This is a genomic window from Mesorhizobium sp. J8 (genome assembly GCF_016591715.1).
Classification (GTDB): Bacteria; Pseudomonadota; Alphaproteobacteria; order Rhizobiales; family Rhizobiaceae; genus Mesorhizobium.
This window is the reverse complement of the sequence record NZ_AP024109.1, coordinates 1,247,274-1,264,326: the sequence shown is the minus strand read 5'-3', so window position 1 is coordinate 1,264,326 and position 17,053 is coordinate 1,247,274. Positions and strand designations below refer to the sequence as shown.

Sequence of the window (17,053 nt, the reverse complement as noted above, 5' to 3'; positions counted from 1 at the left end):
CGATCGTTTCAGCTTGACACCGGCCGCGATCTCACCCAATTGTGCCTCAGGTTTCAACCCTGCATTGAACCAGAGTGCCTACCCGCCGATGTGCCCCGCCGACCGTGACGACCGATCCGAAAGACACCCGAAACCGGTAGCCCGGACGGGCGCGATCGCGGCGGACCTTTCCAAAGTGCTCGTCGTCGGAAAATCATCGATCAACCGCGTCGTGGTGTCGAAAATCGTCGAGAAATCGGGACTGAAGCCTATTTCGGAACCGCCAGAGGCCGCCGAGAAGACGCTGACCGGCCAACTGCCCGGCGGCGTCATCCTGGACGGCGGCCCGGACAACAAGGATTGCGACCGGCTGATGTCGACCATCGACGCGCTGCGGCGCGCCTCCGGGAAGTCGCTGCCGGCAGTGATCCTGCTTTCAACCAGAAATGGCACCCCCGAAAGCCTTGGCCTGTCGAGCGTAGTCGATGCGGTGGTTGCCAAGCCGATCACGCCGGAAAGGCTGCAACCCGTGGTCGACCGCCTGGTCGGACGCGGCTAGAGCAATTCCAGAAAAAGCGCGCGCGGTTTTCCGCCCGGGACTGGATCGCAACAAGGAGATGGGGCGGTTCGCCGTTTCCGTGAACTGTGAACCGCTCCAGGCGTTCGGGACAGATTCGGCCGTCAGGCGATATTCCGAAAACTGTTCTCGAGGCTTAGTCAGTCCAGTTCGCCGCGTTCCCTCATTCCTTGCGCGACCTGACGGAAAAAGTCGAGGACAGCCGGATCGAACCAGAGGGATTCGGACCGCGCCTGCGCCTCGGCGAGCGTTTTGACATAGGCGTCGCGTATAAGCTCTTGCTCGGCCTGGGAGGCCGAACGCCTGATGCCGGCGGTACGGGATCGCACACGCCGAACGAACTCTTTGGCGGCTTCCGAATTGACGTCCCCCGCCGCCTTCAGCCGGCTGGCTTCCTCCATGAGAGCCTTCAGCGCGGCCTTGTGGGTGTCCCCATCATATTCCTTCTTTATTCCATCAAAGGTGCGGCTTGCCTGGCCAGTCGGGTCCTGCTCCGCGATCAGAGCTTCGAACCTTGCGAGGAATTTTTTTTTGTCGGTGGGTTGTTGCATGAGAGTCTCCTTGGGGAGGGTTGCCAACTCGTCCAGGGAAAGGTCTTGCCCCTCATCGATCCGACATAGCGCCACCTCGATAAGGCCGATCGCGCGCCCGATCTTGTCTTGTTGGGATTCCAGCGTTTCGCGTTGCAGCCGCAGAATATCCCGAAGCCGGGAATGATCCCCGACGAGCCTCTTGATCGATTTGAGCGGCAGGCCGAGATCGCGAAGCACGATGATCTGGTGCAGGCGGGCGATTTGAGATGGTCCGTATAGGCGCCATCTCGATTCGGCGCGGTGAGGGATAACGAGCCCCTCCCGCTCATAGACCCTGAGCGCCTTGGTGGTGACGCCGAGCCGCCGAGCTGTCTCGCCTGGGCCGAACCATTGCTCTTTTTCGCCGTCCATAGCCGACCTTCCGTTCCGGACCCTCGCTTCTGTAAGGGCGGCCCCAAGGTCCGATGCAAGGGGCTTGTCGGCCGGTTCGCTCACGCACGCCGGCCACTCACCACCTGAGCGTCGGCTCATGCGACGCCGCGAAGGTATGCCGGTCACCCATCGGGTTTCGCGCGGCCGGGATCATCGCCCTCGGGACTTATCAATCCGCCGCGGCGATGCGTTCGATCAATGCCGGCAGTTCGCTCAGGTCGGCGATCTGGCGGAAACGCGGCGCGGCCACCGGCGCCTCGGCATGCTCGGCCGCCCAGGTCAATTCATGCGGGACGTAGATGCCCCAGCCGCCGGCATCGATGGCAGGGACGACATCCGACTTCAGCGAGTTGCCGACCATCACGCTCTTTTGCGGTCCGTCGCCATGGCGGCTGAAGATGCGGGCATAGGTGGCGGCGCTCTTGTCGCTGACGATCTCGACGGCGTCGAAGAGCTCACCCAGTCCCGATTGCGCCAGCTTGCGCTCCTGGTCCATGAGGTCACCCTTGGTGATCAGCACCAGGCGGTAGCTGCCGGCAAGCTTCTCGACCGTCTCACGCGCGTGCGGCAGCGGCTCGATCGGATGGCTGAGCATGTCGCGGCCGGCAACCAGGATTTCCGCAATGGTCGAGCCCGGCACGCGGCCTTCCGTAACCTCGATCGCCGTCTCGATCATCGAGAGCGTGAAGCTCTTGATGCCGAAACCATAGAGGCCGAGATTGCGCTTTGCCGCGTCAAGCAGGGTCGCCGAAACCACGCTTGCCTCGCCATGCTCGGCAAGCATGGCGATGAAGCGCTGTTCGGTCATGCGGAAGAACTGCTCGTTCTGCCACAGCGTGTCGTCGGCATCGAATCCGATCGTGGTAAGAGCGGACATGGCCACCTCATCTTGCCGAAATGGAGATGTAAACGCGTTTGCCTAGTACTGCCAGCCGGTCCGTAAGGAGCGGCTCCTCGAGCACGCGCCTTGCGCCTCCCCTTCCCTTTCCCCGTGACGCCCGGCTATAGTCCGAAATCCGCAACACAATCTGGTGAATGATGCCGCCTGAGAAAAAGGAAGTCCGTCCGTCGAGCCGGGGGGGACGCGCCCGCACGCCTGCCTTCCTGAAAAACCAGCGCGGTGTGAAGAACTGGAAGGAAGCCAGCGCCTGGCTCGAATGGCGCGGCATCGAAGACATCGAATGCATCACGCCCGACCAGGCGGGCGTCGCCCGCGGCAAGATGATGCCGTCGAAGAAATTCACCTCCAACACCTCGCTGGCGCTGCCTTCGGCCGTATTCATGACGACGATCTCGGGCGGCTATCCCGAGGACGGCAATGGCTTCCACTATCCCGAAGATGACGGCGACCTGAAGCTTCTGCCCGATCTTTCGACGCTGACCGTCGTGCCCTGGGAAGAGGACCCGACGGCCGCGGTGATCTGCGATCTCGTCCACCAGGACGGCCGCTCGGTCGAGTTCACGCCGCGCAACGTCTTGAAGCGCGTGCTTGCGGCCTATGACGAGCGCGGCCTGAAGCCGGTGGTGGCGCCCGAGATCGAATTCTACCTGGTGCGCAAGAACCCCGATCCGGACTATCCGCTGACGCCGCCCGTCGGGCGCTCGGGACGGCCGATCGGCGGCGGCGCCGGCTATTCGATCGCCGGCGTCAACGAATTCGACGAACTGATCGACGACATCTACCATTTCTCGGAACGGCAGGGCCTGGAGATCGACACGCTGATCCATGAGGAGGGCGCCGGCCAGCTCGAGATCAATCTGCGCCACGGCAATCCGATCGAGCTTGCCGACCAGGTCTTTATGTTCAAGCGCACCATCCGCGAGGCGGCGCTGAAGCACGAGATCTATGCCACCTTCATGGCCAAGCCGATCCAGGGCCAGCCGGGCTCGGCCATGCACATCCACCAGTCGGTGGTCGACAAGAAGACCGGCAAGAACATCTTCTCGGCCGAGGACGGCTCCGAGACCGACGCGTTCTTCCATTTCATCGGCGGCATGCAGAAGCACGTGCCGAACGCGCTGGTGATGTTCGCGCCTTATGTGAATTCCTATCGCCGGCTGACGCAGCAGGCGTCGGCTCCGGTCAACAACAAATGGGGCTATGACAACCGCACCACCGCTTTCCGCGTGCCGCGTTCGGATCCGGCGGCGCGCCGCGTCGAGAACCGCATCCCATCGTCGGACGCCAATCCCTACCTGGCGCTGGCGGCGTCGCTGGCCTGCGGGCTGATCGGCATGATCAGGAAGGTCAAGGCGGAGCCTCCGGTGCTGACCACGGCCAATGCGGATGAGATCGACCTGCCGCGCAGTCTGCTGGAAGCGGTCGACCTGTTCGAGGGTGATAAGGAACTCGCGGCCATACTCGGCACATCCTTCGCCGCCACCTACGCGGCGATTAAACGGGCCGAATTCGAGACCTTCATGGAAGTGATCAGCCCCTGGGAGCGGGAGTATCTGCTGTTGAATGTGTGATGTAGGGGAGTAGGGGAGTAGGGGAGTAGGGGAGTAGGGGAGTAGGGGAGTAGGGGAGTAGGGACGATTGACCGAAAAAACAAGCTCCTACAAGGATTTGGTGGTCTGGCAGCAGGCGATGGATCTAGCTGTGTCGGTTTACAGCGCGACAAAATCCTGGCCCAAGGAGGAGCTTTATGGACTGACCAGCCAAGTGCGCCGCTCCGCGACTTCGGTCCCGTCAAATATAGCCGAGGGCTACGGCAGAGAGATTCGAGGTTCCTATCAGCAATTTCTCCGCATCGCTCAAGGATCGCTGAAGGACCATGCCCTACCAATCCCCCATCTCTCCCGGCCGCTCGTGGTACGAAGATACGGCCGGGCCTCGGCCCGAATACCCTTCGCTGGATGGTGACCGCCAATGCGACGTCGTCATTGTAGGCGGCGGCTTCACTGGCTTGTCGGCAGCCACGCATCTCGCAAAGGCCGGCGCAAATGTCGTGCTGATCGAGGCCTATCGTTTCGGCGACGGCGCGTCGGGGCGCAATGGCGGCCAGCTCGGCACCGGGCAGCGCGCCTGGGCGGAAGATTTGGAAGCCGAGTACGGCCTCTCCCGCGCCAGGGCGCTGTTCGACATGGCGGAAGAAGCCAAGTCGCATCTGCTCGACTTCGCCGCCGCCAACGCGATCGACATCGACTATATGCCGGGCCAATTGTCGGTGGCGCACAAGCGGCGCTATGTCGACGACTACAAGCGCCATGCCGAGATCATGGCGAGCCGCTTCGATTATCCGCATGTCAGCTTCATGGACGCGGCGGAAACGGCCGAGCGGCTGGGCTCGACACGCTATTTCGGTGGCACGCGCGACACCGGCACCGGACACATCCATCCGCTGAAGCTGGTGATCGGCACAGCGAAAGCGGCTGCGGCGGCCGGCGCGCATCTGTTCGAACAGACACCGTCCACCGGCATCGTTTCCAACGGCGGCAAGGTGACGGTCACGACGCCCAGGGGCACGCTCTCCGCCGACAAGTGCCTGGTCGCGGTCAACGCCTATGGCGGCAATCTGGAGCCGGTGAGCGCGGCGCATATCATGCCGATCGGCTCCTTCATCGGCGCGACCGTGCCACTGGGCTCAGATTCGAAAGTTTTGCCCGGCGGCGAGTCGGTCGACGATTCCCGCTTCGTGGTGCGCTATTTCCGCAAGTCGAAAGACGGCCGCCTGTTGTTCGGCGGCCGCGAGGTCTATGCGGTCAACGATCCGAAGGACATTCATATCCACATACGCAAGCAGATCGCCGAGCTATATCCGGCATTGAAGGATGTCGAGATCACGCATGGCTGGGGCGGCTATGTCGGCATCACGATGCCGAGAAAGCCGTTCGTGCGCGAGGTGATGCCGAAGGTGATCTCGATAGGCGGCTATTCCGGGCACGGCGTCATGCTGTCGAACTTCTTCGGCAAGCTCTATGCCGAGACCGTTGCCGGCAATCGCGACCGGCTGAAACTGATCGAGGATTTGAAAATCCCCGCCTTCCCGGGTGGCCGGCGATTTCGTGCGCCGCTCCTGTTTCTCGCCCTCAACTGGTTCGCGTTGCGCGACAGGATTTGAAGCTAGCTGCCGAGCCGAAACCGCCGAATCGACGCCGGCGGCTGCCGCGCGGCAGGTTGTGGAAGCCTTAACGGACGGCAGAATTTCGCAATTTGGCTCACTCATGCCATAATCAGCAGTGAAAGATGCAATTATGGGCGAAAATCCGGGGATTTCGCGGACCTTGTCCGCAATGATTTCGGGACCGATGCCGATCGAAGCCAATCGTCGCGGCAATGATCGAAAGAACGTCGGCCCGCTTGTTGGAGGTGGTTTGAGTGAACGGGCCCTTCAGTTTCGGCGTGCCGGAACGGCAGCGCTTTACAATGCAGTTCGGCTATAGCGTACGGCCATCCTTCTGGCAGAGGGTGCAGTCGAACGCGCATCTGGTTATTGCGGCGATCGGCACTGCCGCGCTGCTCGGCGTGGCCGCGGTGGCACTGTGGCTGTGTTTTCCGGGCAGTGACCGGCAAGTGGCCGCGGCAAACGCGGCGCAAACCGTTCCGACAATCCCGGTGAAAACCACGAAAATCGCTCCGGCTAAAGCAGCGGTCACCGTGGCTGCGGCAGCGCCACAAGCCGCGCGCAAGGCGGATGCGGTCACGCCCACGACGGCGGCTCGCGAAGCCAGCATTCCGGCGCTGGCGCCGAACAGCCCCCGCTGGACGGCTTCCGATGCTAAGATGCCGCCTTCGTCGACCGAGGACCGGCCGGCTCCGTCCAAGCAGACCGCCGACACCAACCCCACGCAATCGGCCGATACGGCCTTTGCCGAGGCCGATGCCGAGAACGACGCCTCGAATGCGCTGTCGCAGGTCGCGGGCGCTGCGAGCGAGACGTCGACCGCGGCGAAGAAGCCCGGCGACAAGATGGATGGCGCCCAAACCGCCGCCATCCCCGAAGCCAAGCCGCAGCTTCCCGATCCGCAACCGGCAGGGGCCGACGACTCGGCGCAAGCCAGGCCGAAAGCTCAAAAAGCCAGCGCGGCCGCAAACGGGCGGATTTTGCGAGCCGTGACCATGCGCTCCAGCCCGAAGAAAGGCGCAGCCGCAATCACCACGGTGCCGGCCAAGGCATCGGTGCAAGTGATGAATTGCAAGCAATGGTGCGAGATCGTCTATAACGGCAAGCACGGCTGGGTCTACAAAAGCTACGTCAAGACCGGCGCCTGAGGCCGTCTTGACTGCGGTGCGGAGCCGCGATGCCGTCAGCCGCCCAAGAGCCCACGCAGGCGCTGGCGCCGACGATCGTCTCTGCGCTTCTTGACGAACTCCCGATGCTCTTCGAAGGGCACTTCGAAAAGGCCGCAGTCTGGCAACCTTCCTTTTTTCCGCAAGCGGGGACCCAGCATTTGACGTCGTGTGTCCAGGCGAGCGCCAAACGCTCCATATGAAGGCTGGAAGAACTCTTGAGAAGGACGAGTTCGCCGGGAACCGCCGTGCGCCTGAGGTGATCTGAAACCTCTTTAGGCGTGCGCAGTTCGACGAACCGGCCGCTGTCGCGATCGGCTTGGCCAGCCTTCGAGCGATGCGCATGTTCCCCGACATAGATCACTTGGTCGGCAATGTTGCGCGCGCTTTGGTAGGCGCGCGCATATTTCGCGTTCGAGCCGGCAAAGTCCGATAGCTGGCCGAGCACGATTCGCTTTCGCCCGGCCCTTGATTTTGCCACCATGTCGAAGGCTAGCGACAGCGAATGCCACGGGGCTTTGGCGGTGTCGACGATGAAGTGTGGTCCTCCGTCCACGGCCAAAACGTTGCAGCGATTCGCCAACGGCTCGAATGTGGCGATCCTCTGCTCCACTATTTGCGCAGGTACGCCAAGTTCCAGTGCGGTGGCGGCCGCGGCGGCGGTTGGCAGCCAGAAATGCTCGCCTGGAAACGGGGTCTTGAGCTTCAGCGCTCCGCCCCTCCAGTGGAGCGTCAAGCCAAGCGTTCGCGGATACGCGGCGCTGATATCGGTGACGCGATAGTCGGACGTTTCCAACTCGCCGAACGTGACGAAGCGATGCGCAGCGCCCGACGCCATGGCCAGCACATTGGGATCGTCGGCATTGAGCACCGCAAGGCCGCCGGGCTCCAACGCCTCGACAAGAGCGCGCTTTTCGCGAGCGACGTTCTCCAGCGTTTTGAAACTGGAGAAATGCTCAAGCCGCACCATGGTGACAACAGCCACGTGCGGCTTGAGCATCTGCGCCATGGGCCTGATCGTATCGACGCCGAAGGCGCCCGCCTCGAAGACGACGTAGTCGACCTCGCCGCTCTCGTTCATGCGTTTGTAAAGCGTGCTGACCAGCGACTTTATCGTGTTGGCCAAGACTCGCGTGTAAACCCGCGCTTGGCCGGCCAGGATGTGCCCAAGCAGGCTCGCCGCAGTCGATTTTCCTGAGCTGCCGGTTACGCCGATAAAGATGGCCTTGCTTCGCGTCCGCGCGCGCTTTGCTCGATAAATCTTGAGACGGTGCCCGAGTTCTTCGCGAATTTTTCGCAGTCCGAATTTCATGGCCGCGCCCCAAGCCGGACAACCGTTATGCCTTTCGCCGGATCATCGAGTCAAACACGAGCTCCACATTCCATCACTTAAATACAGCGGCCGCCGTCGACCTCCAGCGCCACGCCGGTGATGAAGGCGGCTTCATCCGAGGCAAGCCACAGCGCCGCGTTGGCGATGTCGAGGGGCGTCGAGAGCCGGCCGAGCGGGATCGAGGCGCGGAACTTTTCGCGGATCTCAGGCGTGTCGGCGCCCATGAACTTCTCCAGCATGCCGGTTTCGCCAGCGACCGGACAGAGGCAGTTCACGCGGATGTTCCTCGGCGCCAGTTCGACCGCCATCGACTTGGTGGCGGTGATCGCCCAGCCCTTGGAGGCGTTGTACCAGGTCAGGCCGGGCCTCGGCCGAAGCCCCGCCGTCGAGGCCGTAGTCAGGATGACGCCGCCACCCTGCCGGTCCATGATCGGCACGACGGCGAGCGCGGCGTGGTAGATCGCCTTCATGTTGACCGCTGTGATCAGGTCGAAGGTTTCCTCGTCGACGGCGAGCATATCGCCGTTGCGGTGGGTGAAGCCCGCATTGTTGACCATGATGTCGATGCGGCCGAAGGCGCTTTTGGCGGCATAGATCATCGCGTCGAACTCGGAGCGCAGGGACACATCGGTCTGGGTCCAGATCGCGTTGGGACCGATCTCCTCGGCCACCCGCTCGGCGCCCTTGGCGTTGAGGTCGGCGACGACAACGCGCGCGCCCTCTTCGGCGAAACGCCTGGCCATGCCCTCCCCGAAGCCCGACGCAGCACCGGTGATTATGGCGACCTTGTTTTCCAGACGCATGGTTTTCCCGCTCATTGGATTTCCGCCGTTCTTGATTTCCGGCCGCCGCCCCGCAGCGATATTCTCCCTTAGCTTTCGTCACATTCGCGTTCTATGGTGCGGCCGCGACGGTTGCCGGAAGCCATGGCTTTACCGACAGGCCTATCGGCGGCGCAAGTGTCGGGGAACAGGTGGACCGATGCAACAGCAAGCGATTGGTCCTGCCTGTGACACCATGGCACTGGAAAATTTAAATCGATTAGAATATACCAACCACGCTGCCGGTATCCGGCATCAAATCGGACTGACCATGACCAGCCAGATCATCCCTGTCGATCCCTTCGACTTCATCATTTTCGGTGGCACCGGCGACCTGTCGGAGCGCAAGCTCCTGCCCTCGCTCTATTATCGCCAGCGCGACCATCAGTTCTCCGAACCGACGCGCATCATCGGCACCTCGCGCGCCAAGATGACCGACGCCGAGTTTCAGGCCTTCGCCAGGCAGGCAATTTCGTCCCACGTCAAGCCGGCCGATATCGACCAGAAGGAACTGGAAACCTTCCTCGCCAGGCTTTCCTATGTCCCGGCCGACGCCACCAGCGGCGCAGGCTTCGAGAAGCTGAAGAAGGCGATCGGCGATAGCGACCGCATCCGTGCCTTCTATCTCGCGGTGGCGCCGGCGCTGTTCGGCGATATCTCGCACCAGCTCAAGCAGAACAAGCTGATCACGCCGAACTCGCGCATCGTGCTGGAGAAGCCGATCGGCCGCGACCTGACCTCGGCGCGCGCGCTGAACGACGCGGTGGGCGACGATTTCCACGAAGGCCAGATCTTCCGCATCGACCATTATCTCGGCAAGGAAACCGTGCAGAACCTGATGGCGCTGCGCTTTGCCAACGCGCTCTACGAGCCGCTGTGGAACTCCGCCCATATCGACCACGTGCAGATCACGGTCGCCGAGACCGTCGGCCTCGAAGACCGCGTCACCTACTACGACAAGGCCGGCGCGCTGCGCGACATGGTGCAGAACCATATGCTGCAGCTGCTTTGCCTCGTCGCCATGGAAACGCCATCGTCGATGGACGCCGACGCCGTGCGCGACGAGAAGCTGAAGGTGCTCAGGGCATTGAAGCGCATCAACGGCAACGAAGCGCCCAAGCACACAGTGCGCGGCCAGTATCGCGCCGGCGCTTCGGCGGGCGGCCCCGTCAAGGGCTATGTCGAGGAACTCGGCAAGGACAGCGCCACCGAAACCTTCGTCGCCATCAGGGCCGAGATCGGCAACTGGCGCTGGGCCGGCGTTCCGTTCTATCTCCGGACCGGCAAAAGGCTGGCGAGCCGGGTTTCGGAGATCGTCATCGAGTTCAAGCCGATCCCCTTTTCGATCTTCGACGAGGGCGCCGGACCGATCTTCGCCAACCAGCTGGTGATCCGGCTGCAGCCTGACGAAGGCGTCAAGCAGTTCATCATGATCAAGGATCCGGGGCCGGGTGGCATGCGGCTGCGCCAGATCTCACTCGACATGAGCTTCGCGCAGTCTTTCGACGGGCGCGCGCCTGACGCCTATGAGCGGCTGATCATGGATGTGGTGCGCGGCAACCAGACACTGTTCATGCGCCGCGACGAAGTCGAGGCGGCGTGGAAATGGATCGACCCGATCCAGAACGCCTGGGAAAGCGCCAGGCAGGAGGCGCAGGGCTATACGGCCGGAACCTGGGGGCCGTCGGCCTCGATCGCTCTTATCGAACGCGACGGACGGACATGGCACGAGAGCAATTGAGCGAAGTCCGCTACGGCTGGAACGGCTTTGCCGACCGCCAGGACCTGGCGACGGCGCTTGCCGGCGAGATCGCGGACCGATTGACCAGCGCCATCGCGGAACGCGGCGCTGCGCTGCTCGCAGTATCCGGCGGCACCACGCCGGCGAAATTGTTCGCGGTGCTGTCGACCACGCCGATCGCCTGGGACAAGGTTACCGTGACGCTGGTCGACGAGCGCTTCGTGCCGCCGTCCTCGCCGCGCTCGAATGCCGGGCTGGTGGCGGCGAACCTGCTCCAGAACAAGGCCGCGGCGGCGCGCTTCGTGCCGCTCTACCATGAGGCGGCAAGCATCGAGGACGCCGCGGCGGCGGACAGCGAAGCGCTCAAGTCGCTTCTTTGGCCGCTCGACGTGGTGATCCTCGGCATGGGCGGTGATGGCCATACGGCGTCGTTCTTCCCGGATGCCGGCAATCTCGAGGAATTGCTCGATCCGGCCTCGCAGCGGATCGTGCTGCCGGTGCATGCGGCAAGCGGCGGCGAGCCACGGCTCACGCTGTCGATGGCGCGCATCGTCGCCGCCGGCTTCATCGCGCTCCATATCGAAGGCGAGGACAAGCGCGCCGCGTTCAACGGCGCGACAGGTCCCGGCGCGAAGAAGCCCATCCGCAGAGTGCTCGAGGCGGCGCCGCGACCGATAGAGGTGTTCTGGGCACCCTGATTTCAGATGAGGACTGCCCGGCGGCAGAGGGAGGACGTTGCCGGGCTCGGAAAGGACGGACCATGACAGCCAGACGCGATATCGAAGCCATCACGGAACGCATCCGCCACCGTTCGAAAGCCGGCCGCGAAGCCTATCTCGGCCGCATCGCGGCGGCCTCCAGCCGCACCGCCAATCGCGCGGTGCTGGGTTGCGGCAATCTCGCCCATGGTTTTGCCGTTTGCAGCCCATCGGAAAAGATCGCGCTCGGCGGCGATCGCGTGCCGAATCTCGGCATCATCACCTCCTACAACGATATGCTGTCGGCGCATCAGCCCTTCGAGACGTTCCCGGCGCTGATCAAGGAAGCCGCGCGGGAAGCGGGCGGCATCGCCCAGGTGGCGGGCGGCGTGCCGGCGATGTGCGACGGGGTCACGCAAGGCCAGCCCGGCATGGAGCTGTCGCTGTTCTCGCGCGACGTGATCGCGATGGCGGCGGCGATCGGCCTGTCGCACAACATGTTCGACGCGGCCGTCTTCCTCGGCGTGTGCGACAAGATCGTGCCCGGACTGGTGATCGCCGCGCTCACCTTCGGGCATCTGCCGGCCGTCTTCATCCCCGCCGGACCGATGACGACAGGGCTCGCGAACGACGAGAAGGCCAAGGTCCGGCAGCTCTATGCCGAAGGCAAGGTGGGCCGCGCCGAGCTGCTGGAAGCGGAGTCCAAGTCCTATCACGGGCCTGGCACCTGCACCTTCTACGGCACCGCCAATTCCAATCAGATGCTGATGGAGATCATGGGCCTGCACACGCCCGGCGCCTCCTTCGTCAATCCGGGCACGCCGCTGCGCGACGCGCTGACCAGGGAAGCGGCAAAGCGGGCGCTGGCGATCACCGCGCTCGGCAATGCCTATACGCCGGTCGGGCGCATGATCGACGAGCGTTCGATCGTCAACGGCGTCGTCGGCCTGCATGCCACCGGCGGCTCGACCAACCACACGATCCACCTGATCGCCATGGCCGCCGCCGCCGGCATCGCGCTCACCTGGCAGGACATTTCCGACCTGTCGGAAGCCGTGCCGCTGCTCGCCCGCGTCTATCCGAACGGGCTTGCCGACGTAAACCATTTCCATGCCGCCGGCGGCCTCGGCTTCCTGATCCGCGAGCTGCTCGACGAGGGCCTGCTGCACGAGGATGTGCAGACGGTGTGGGGCGAAGGGCTGCGGCCTTACGCGGTCGAGGCGCGGCTTGGCGACGACGGCAGCGTGGTGCGCGAGGCGGCGCCGCTCGTGAGCTGCGACGAGAAGGTGCTGGCGCCGGTGAAGAAGGCGTTCCAGCCGACCGGCGGCCTGAAGGTGCTTGGCGGCAATCTCGGCCATGCCGTCATCAAGACATCCGCCGTAAAACCGGAGCGCCGCGTCATCGAGGCGCCGGCCAAGGTGTTCGATAGCCAGCAGGCGCTGAACGATGCCTTCAAGGCCGGCCAACTCACCGGCGACTTCGTCGCCGTCATCCGCTTCCAGGGCCCGAAGGCCAACGGCATGCCGGAACTGCACAAGCTGACCACAGTGCTCGGCATCCTGCAGGACCGCGGCCAGCGCGTGGCGCTGGTGACCGACGGGCGCATGTCGGGCGCTTCCGGCAAGGTGCCGGCAGCGATCCATGTGACGCCGGAAGCGGTCGAGGACGGACCGATCGCCAGGATCCATGACGGCGACGTCATCCGGCTCGACGCCGATGCCGGCACGCTGGAGGTGCTGGTGCCGGGAACCGAATTCGCGCTGCGCCGCACGGCGGACGCCGACCTCATCGGCAACGAGTTCGGCTTCGGCCGCGAGCTGTTCGCCGGCTTCCGGCAACTGGTCGGACGCGCCGATCACGGGGCGGCGGCGTTCGGAAACGCCTGACATATTCTTCAACAGCTCTCAAAAAAGGGGCGGCCCGATGCCGCCCCTTTTCGACCGCCTGGCAGTAGCCTCTACTGAACGGTGATCTCGCTCCGCTCGCCGGCCTTGATCGTCACCGGCATTTCCCTGTCCTGGCCCTGGTCGGACGCGTGCCGCACGACCACATAGTCGCCGGCCGGTATCGTCTGCTGCCAGCTATCGCCATAGCTCAGGCCCAGTGACTTGCGCTTGCCCTCGATGTCCTTCTTCGACGAGAATACCTCGATCGAGTAGGCGCCAGGCGCCGACATCGCGAGCACGCCGGCGTCGAGTGTGACCTTGATGTCCTGGTTGTCGCCGGCCTTGATGCTGAAGGGCTGCTCGGCAATGGCAAGATCGAGGGTCGTGAGCGCGACATAGTCGTCCGGCGGCAGCCACAACTTGCTGTCGGGACCATAGGCGTGCTCGACGCTCTCGCGTGAACCGTCGATCTTCTTCTTAGCCTTGACGATTTCGAAGCTAACGCCGGAATTATCGGCCTTGTCGCCGCCTGCCGCGTAGAAGGCGTTGAGGACGGCGTGGCCGACGCCGACAACGACGTCCTTCTCGACCGTCTGTCCGGCAGCAAGCTGGATGGTCTCGGTTACCGTGCCGGCGCCGATCTGCACCGTCACCTTCTGCTCGCCGGCAGGCACCGTGACCTTGGAGTCACCGTAATGGGTGGTGCTGCCGCCCGGATAGGCGAAGTCGACGCGCGCCTCGCCGCTGATCTCCGATCCCTGGCTCGCATGCGGATGGATAACCAGCGTACCGGCGTTGAGCGTGAACAGCGGCTTGTAAACCTGACCAGCCTCTATTCTGATCTTCTGCTCGCTTCTTGCCTCGTCGTCGCGGCCGACGACGATATAGTCGCCCGGTTCCAGATTGGTTTTAAGCTCGCCATACTCGGTCATGACCTGGTCGCCGCGCGAGCCGTCAGCATTGGCCTTGTAAATTTCCCAGGCATTGCTGTTGTCGGATATCTCGGGGCCTCCCTCGGCCATGACCACGCTCGGCATGAAGTTAAATTCAGGCTTGGCGGTCTCGGGCGCCGGCGCGGGTGCCGGAGCCGGTTCGGGAACAGGCTGAGGAGTCGGAGCCGCGACGGTCTCGACCAGAGCTTCCTGCAGCGCCTTCTCGTCGGAGGCCTGGATGTATTTGCCGCCGGTGTTCTCGGCGAGACAGGCGATCTGCTTGCCCTCGTCGGCGGTCAGGCCGAAGCCGACGACATCGGCTCTGAAATCGACGCCGCTTTCCTTCAACTCCTTGCCGAGCGCGCAGGGATCGCCGCCGCAAGTCTCCAGCCCGTCGGTGATCAGCACCACCGTTGCCTTGTCCTCGGTATATTTGAGCGCCTCGGCGGCCTGCTTGACGGCTGCCGTGAGCGGCGTCTTGCCCAGGAATTTCATGCTGTCGGCCGCCGCCGAAATGGCGCTGGCGGAGCCGGCCTGCGGCGGCACGATCAGCTCGATGTCGTCGCAGCTGCCCTTTGTGCGATGGCCGTAGGCCATGAAGCCGATCTCGTCGTCGGCCGGAACCGACTGCAGCACCGTGCGCAGCGATTCACGCGCGATCTCCAGCTTCGGCTTGCCGTCGATCTGCGCCCACATGGAGCCCGACGCATCGAGGATAACGATGACCTTGTTGGCGGCAAAGCCGAAACTGGTCATCGACAAAAGGAGGACCGCCGCAGCGGCGCTCCGTATCAGTCCCGCCATGAAAATCTCCTGAGAGCAACCCTCGTCCGCGCTGCGGAAGCTATTTGAGGCGGGTCTTGGAAACAAGCCCGGCCGAGGGTGAAAGGCGGAGCGCTCTAATAAGTGGTGCGCCGCTCTTCCGATGGCGGGCGGCCGAACTGCAGCCGGTAGCTCTGCGCGAAATAGGAATGCGAGGTGAAGCCGGTGGCGATCGCCACGTCGAGGATCGGCATGTTGGTCTGGCGCAGCAACTCGCGCGCGCGTTCGAGCCTCAGCCGCATATAGTAGCGGCCGGGCGTCACGCTGAGGTGGCGCAGGAAAAGGCGCTCGACCTGGCGCACCGACAGGCCCGCCGACTTGGCGAGCTGCACCGCCGACAGCGGCTCGTCGAGATGGTCGGCCATCAATTCGACGATGCGCCTGAGCTTCTCCGACTTGCCGGTGAGGTCGCGCTCCGGTCCGACGCGCTGGCGGTCGCCGGCCGAGCGGATGCGCTCGTGCTGGAACTGGTTGGCGACGCCGTTGGCAAGGTTGGAGCCGAAATCGCCGCGCACGATCTCCAGCATCAGGTCGATCGAGGTGGTGCCGCCGGCGCAGGTGTAACGCTTGCGGTCTATCTCGAAGACGTTGCCGGTGCAGTTGATGTCGGGGAAGCGCTCCATGAAGCCGGCGCGGTTCTCCCAATGGATGGTGCAACGATAGCCGTCGAGCTGTCCCGCCTCGGCCAAAAGATAGGAGCCGACCGAAAGCGCGCCGAGCGCGTTGCCGCGGCGGCCCCAGCTGCGCAGGGCCGCCAGCACCTTGCTCTTGCCGGGGAACTCCGTGGTAAGGCCGACCGAGACGAACAGGATGTCGACCGGCGGCATGTCGGCAACCGAGTAGTCGATCTTCAGCGGCAAGCCGTTCGACGCCATGACCGCGTCGCCATCGGCCGAAATCGTCGTCCAGCCATAGAAGTCGCGGCCAAGCAGGCGGTTCGCCGAGCGGAAGCAGTCGATGGCCGCGGCAAGCGAGAACATCGAAAACTTGTCGACCAGCAGGAAGCCGAACTGACGGCCGCCCTGAACGGGATCGTTCGTGATCGGCCGTTCGACGGAAGCAGTCAGGTTCGGCAATGCCAGGGCTTTCTCAAATCAGAAGGACGGCCGCTTCAGCCCGGCCGCGAGGTAGGCGGAAGCTACAGTGTTCGCCATCAGCATGGCAATGGTCATCGGCCCGACGCCGCCGGGCACCGGCGTGATGGCGCCGGCAACCTTGGCCGTCTCGGCATAAGCGACATCGCCGACGAGGCGCGATTTGCCCTCCCCCTTCTCCGGCGCCGGGATGCGGTTGATCCCGACGTCGATCACGGTGGCGCCCGGCTTGACCCAATCGCCCTTGACCATTTCCGGGCGGCCGACGGCGGCGACCAGAATATCGGCGGTGCGTGCCAGCGCCGGCAGGTCCCTGGTGCGGCTATGCGCGATGGTCACCGTGCAGTTGGCGGCAAGCAGCAGATTGGCCATCGGCTTGCCGACAATGTTGGAGCGGCCGACGACGACGGCGTTGAGGCCGGACAGGTCCTTGCCGCGCACGCGCTCGATCAGAAGCATCGAGCCCGCCGGCGTGCAGGGAACGAAGGCCGTCTCGAGCTCGCCGGTGCCGAGCTTGCCGACATTGATGAAGTGGAAACCGTCGACGTCCTTCTCCGGCGCGATCGTCTGGATGACCTTGCCGGCGTCGATATGACCGGGAAGCGGCAATTGCACGAGGATGCCGTGGATCGACCTGTCGGCGTTGAGATCGCCGATGATCTTCAGCAATTGTTCCTCGGTGGTGTCGGCCGGCAGCGTATGCTGGAGCGAATGGAAGCCGCATTCCTTGGCGGTGCGCGATTTCGAGGCGACGTAGACCTGGCTTGCCGGGTCCTCGCCGACAATCACCACGGCAAGGCCGGGCTTGGTGGCTCCCTTGGCCGACAGCTCCGCGGTCAGAGCCTTGACCTTCGAAACCACGTCCCCGGCGACACTCTTTCCATCAATCACTTCGGCCATCACCAACCCTCAGCTTCGCTACGAGGCCGATGAATGGCCTCATTCCTCGATCGGCATTGTCGATCCACCAAG

Annotated in this window: 14 protein-coding genes and 1 pseudogene; 8 read left to right on the top strand and 7 right to left on the bottom strand. The window is 63.9% G+C overall.

All coding sequences use genetic code 11. From position 1 onward, the window contains the following. Positions 1-88: 88 nt before the first annotated feature. Complete coding sequence (locus MJ8_RS05865) at positions 89-538, top strand: response regulator (protein ID WP_201415322.1); 450 nt, start codon at positions 89-91, stop codon at positions 536-538. A gap of 158 nt (positions 539-696) precedes the next feature. Here MJ8_RS05865 and MJ8_RS05860 read toward each other — a convergent pair whose 3' ends face one another. Further along, a complete protein-coding gene (locus tag MJ8_RS05860) occupies positions 697-1,500 on the bottom strand; it encodes a MerR family transcriptional regulator (protein WP_201413506.1) in 804 nt (267 codons plus the stop codon). Positions 1,501-1,690: 190 nt separating this feature from the next. Continuing rightward, complete coding sequence (locus MJ8_RS05855) at positions 1,691-2,398, bottom strand: HAD family hydrolase (protein WP_201413505.1); 708 nt, start codon at positions 2,396-2,398, stop codon at positions 1,691-1,693. A 158-nt stretch (positions 2,399-2,556) separates the two neighbouring features. Between MJ8_RS05855 and MJ8_RS05850 the strand changes: the two genes are divergently transcribed. From MJ8_RS05850 to MJ8_RS05835, 4 genes and pseudogenes are all read left to right on the top strand, one after another. Further along, entirely contained in the window at positions 2,557-3,993 is a 1,437-nt protein-coding gene (locus tag MJ8_RS05850) for a glutamine synthetase family protein (protein ID WP_412177093.1), read from the top strand. A gap of 118 nt (positions 3,994-4,111) precedes the next feature. Next, a pseudogene (locus MJ8_RS05845) lies at positions 4,112-4,297 on the top strand (four helix bundle protein); the annotation flags it as partial. Between the two features lies 1 nt (position 4,298). After that, positions 4,299-5,585, top strand: a complete 1,287-nt coding sequence (locus MJ8_RS05840) for an NAD(P)/FAD-dependent oxidoreductase (protein WP_201413502.1) — start codon at positions 4,299-4,301, stop codon at positions 5,583-5,585. Between the two features lie 257 nt (positions 5,586-5,842). Beyond that, positions 5,843-6,736, top strand: a complete 894-nt coding sequence (locus MJ8_RS05835; RefSeq protein ID WP_201413501.1) for an SH3 domain-containing protein — start codon at positions 5,843-5,845, stop codon at positions 6,734-6,736. Here the strand turns inward: MJ8_RS05835 and MJ8_RS05830 are convergent. Both MJ8_RS05830 and MJ8_RS05825 read right to left on the bottom strand, forming a co-directional pair. Next, positions 6,720-8,066: a Mur ligase family protein gene (locus tag MJ8_RS05830; protein WP_225248146.1), complete on the bottom strand. Its 1,347-nt coding sequence runs from the start codon at positions 8,064-8,066 to the stop codon at positions 6,720-6,722. The genes MJ8_RS05835 and MJ8_RS05830 overlap by 17 nt on opposite strands. A gap of 77 nt (positions 8,067-8,143) precedes the next feature. Continuing rightward, on the bottom strand, positions 8,144-8,890 hold the full coding sequence (locus MJ8_RS05825; RefSeq protein WP_201415321.1) for an SDR family oxidoreductase: 747 nt from the start codon (positions 8,888-8,890) through the stop codon (positions 8,144-8,146). A 289-nt stretch (positions 8,891-9,179) separates the two neighbouring features. On the opposite strand from MJ8_RS05825, the gene zwf reads away from it, so the two are divergent. The 3 genes from zwf (at position 9,180) to edd (ending at position 13,233) form a co-directional block, all read left to right on the top strand. Beyond that, the gene (zwf, locus tag MJ8_RS05820; RefSeq protein ID WP_201413500.1) at positions 9,180-10,649 is read left to right on the top strand and encodes a glucose-6-phosphate dehydrogenase; all 1,470 of its coding nucleotides are present in this window, start codon (positions 9,180-9,182) and stop codon (positions 10,647-10,649) included. Continuing rightward, on the top strand, positions 10,631-11,347 hold the full coding sequence (gene pgl / locus MJ8_RS05815) for a 6-phosphogluconolactonase (protein WP_201413499.1): 717 nt from the start codon (positions 10,631-10,633) through the stop codon (positions 11,345-11,347). Before zwf ends, pgl begins: the two co-directional genes overlap by 19 nt. Positions 11,348-11,409: 62 nt before the next feature. Continuing rightward, a complete protein-coding gene (gene edd, locus MJ8_RS05810; RefSeq protein WP_201413498.1) occupies positions 11,410-13,233 on the top strand; it encodes a phosphogluconate dehydratase in 1,824 nt (607 codons plus the stop codon). 71 nt (positions 13,234-13,304) lie between these two features. Here edd and MJ8_RS05805 read toward each other — a convergent pair whose 3' ends face one another. The 3 genes from MJ8_RS05805 to folD form a co-directional block, all read right to left on the bottom strand. Then, the gene (locus tag MJ8_RS05805; RefSeq protein WP_201413497.1) at positions 13,305-14,969 is read right to left on the bottom strand and encodes a vWA domain-containing protein; all 1,665 of its coding nucleotides are present in this window, start codon (positions 14,967-14,969) and stop codon (positions 13,305-13,307) included. A gap of 95 nt (positions 14,970-15,064) precedes the next feature. Further along, on the bottom strand, positions 15,065-16,063 hold the full coding sequence (locus tag MJ8_RS05800) for a GlxA family transcriptional regulator (protein WP_201413496.1): 999 nt from the start codon (positions 16,061-16,063) through the stop codon (positions 15,065-15,067). An 18-nt stretch (positions 16,064-16,081) separates the two neighbouring features. Next, positions 16,082-16,981 (bottom strand): bifunctional methylenetetrahydrofolate dehydrogenase/methenyltetrahydrofolate cyclohydrolase FolD, encoded by a 900-nt coding sequence (folD, locus tag MJ8_RS05795; RefSeq protein ID WP_201413495.1) that lies wholly within the window; start codon positions 16,979-16,981, stop codon positions 16,082-16,084. Positions 16,982-17,053 lie beyond the last annotated feature (72 nt).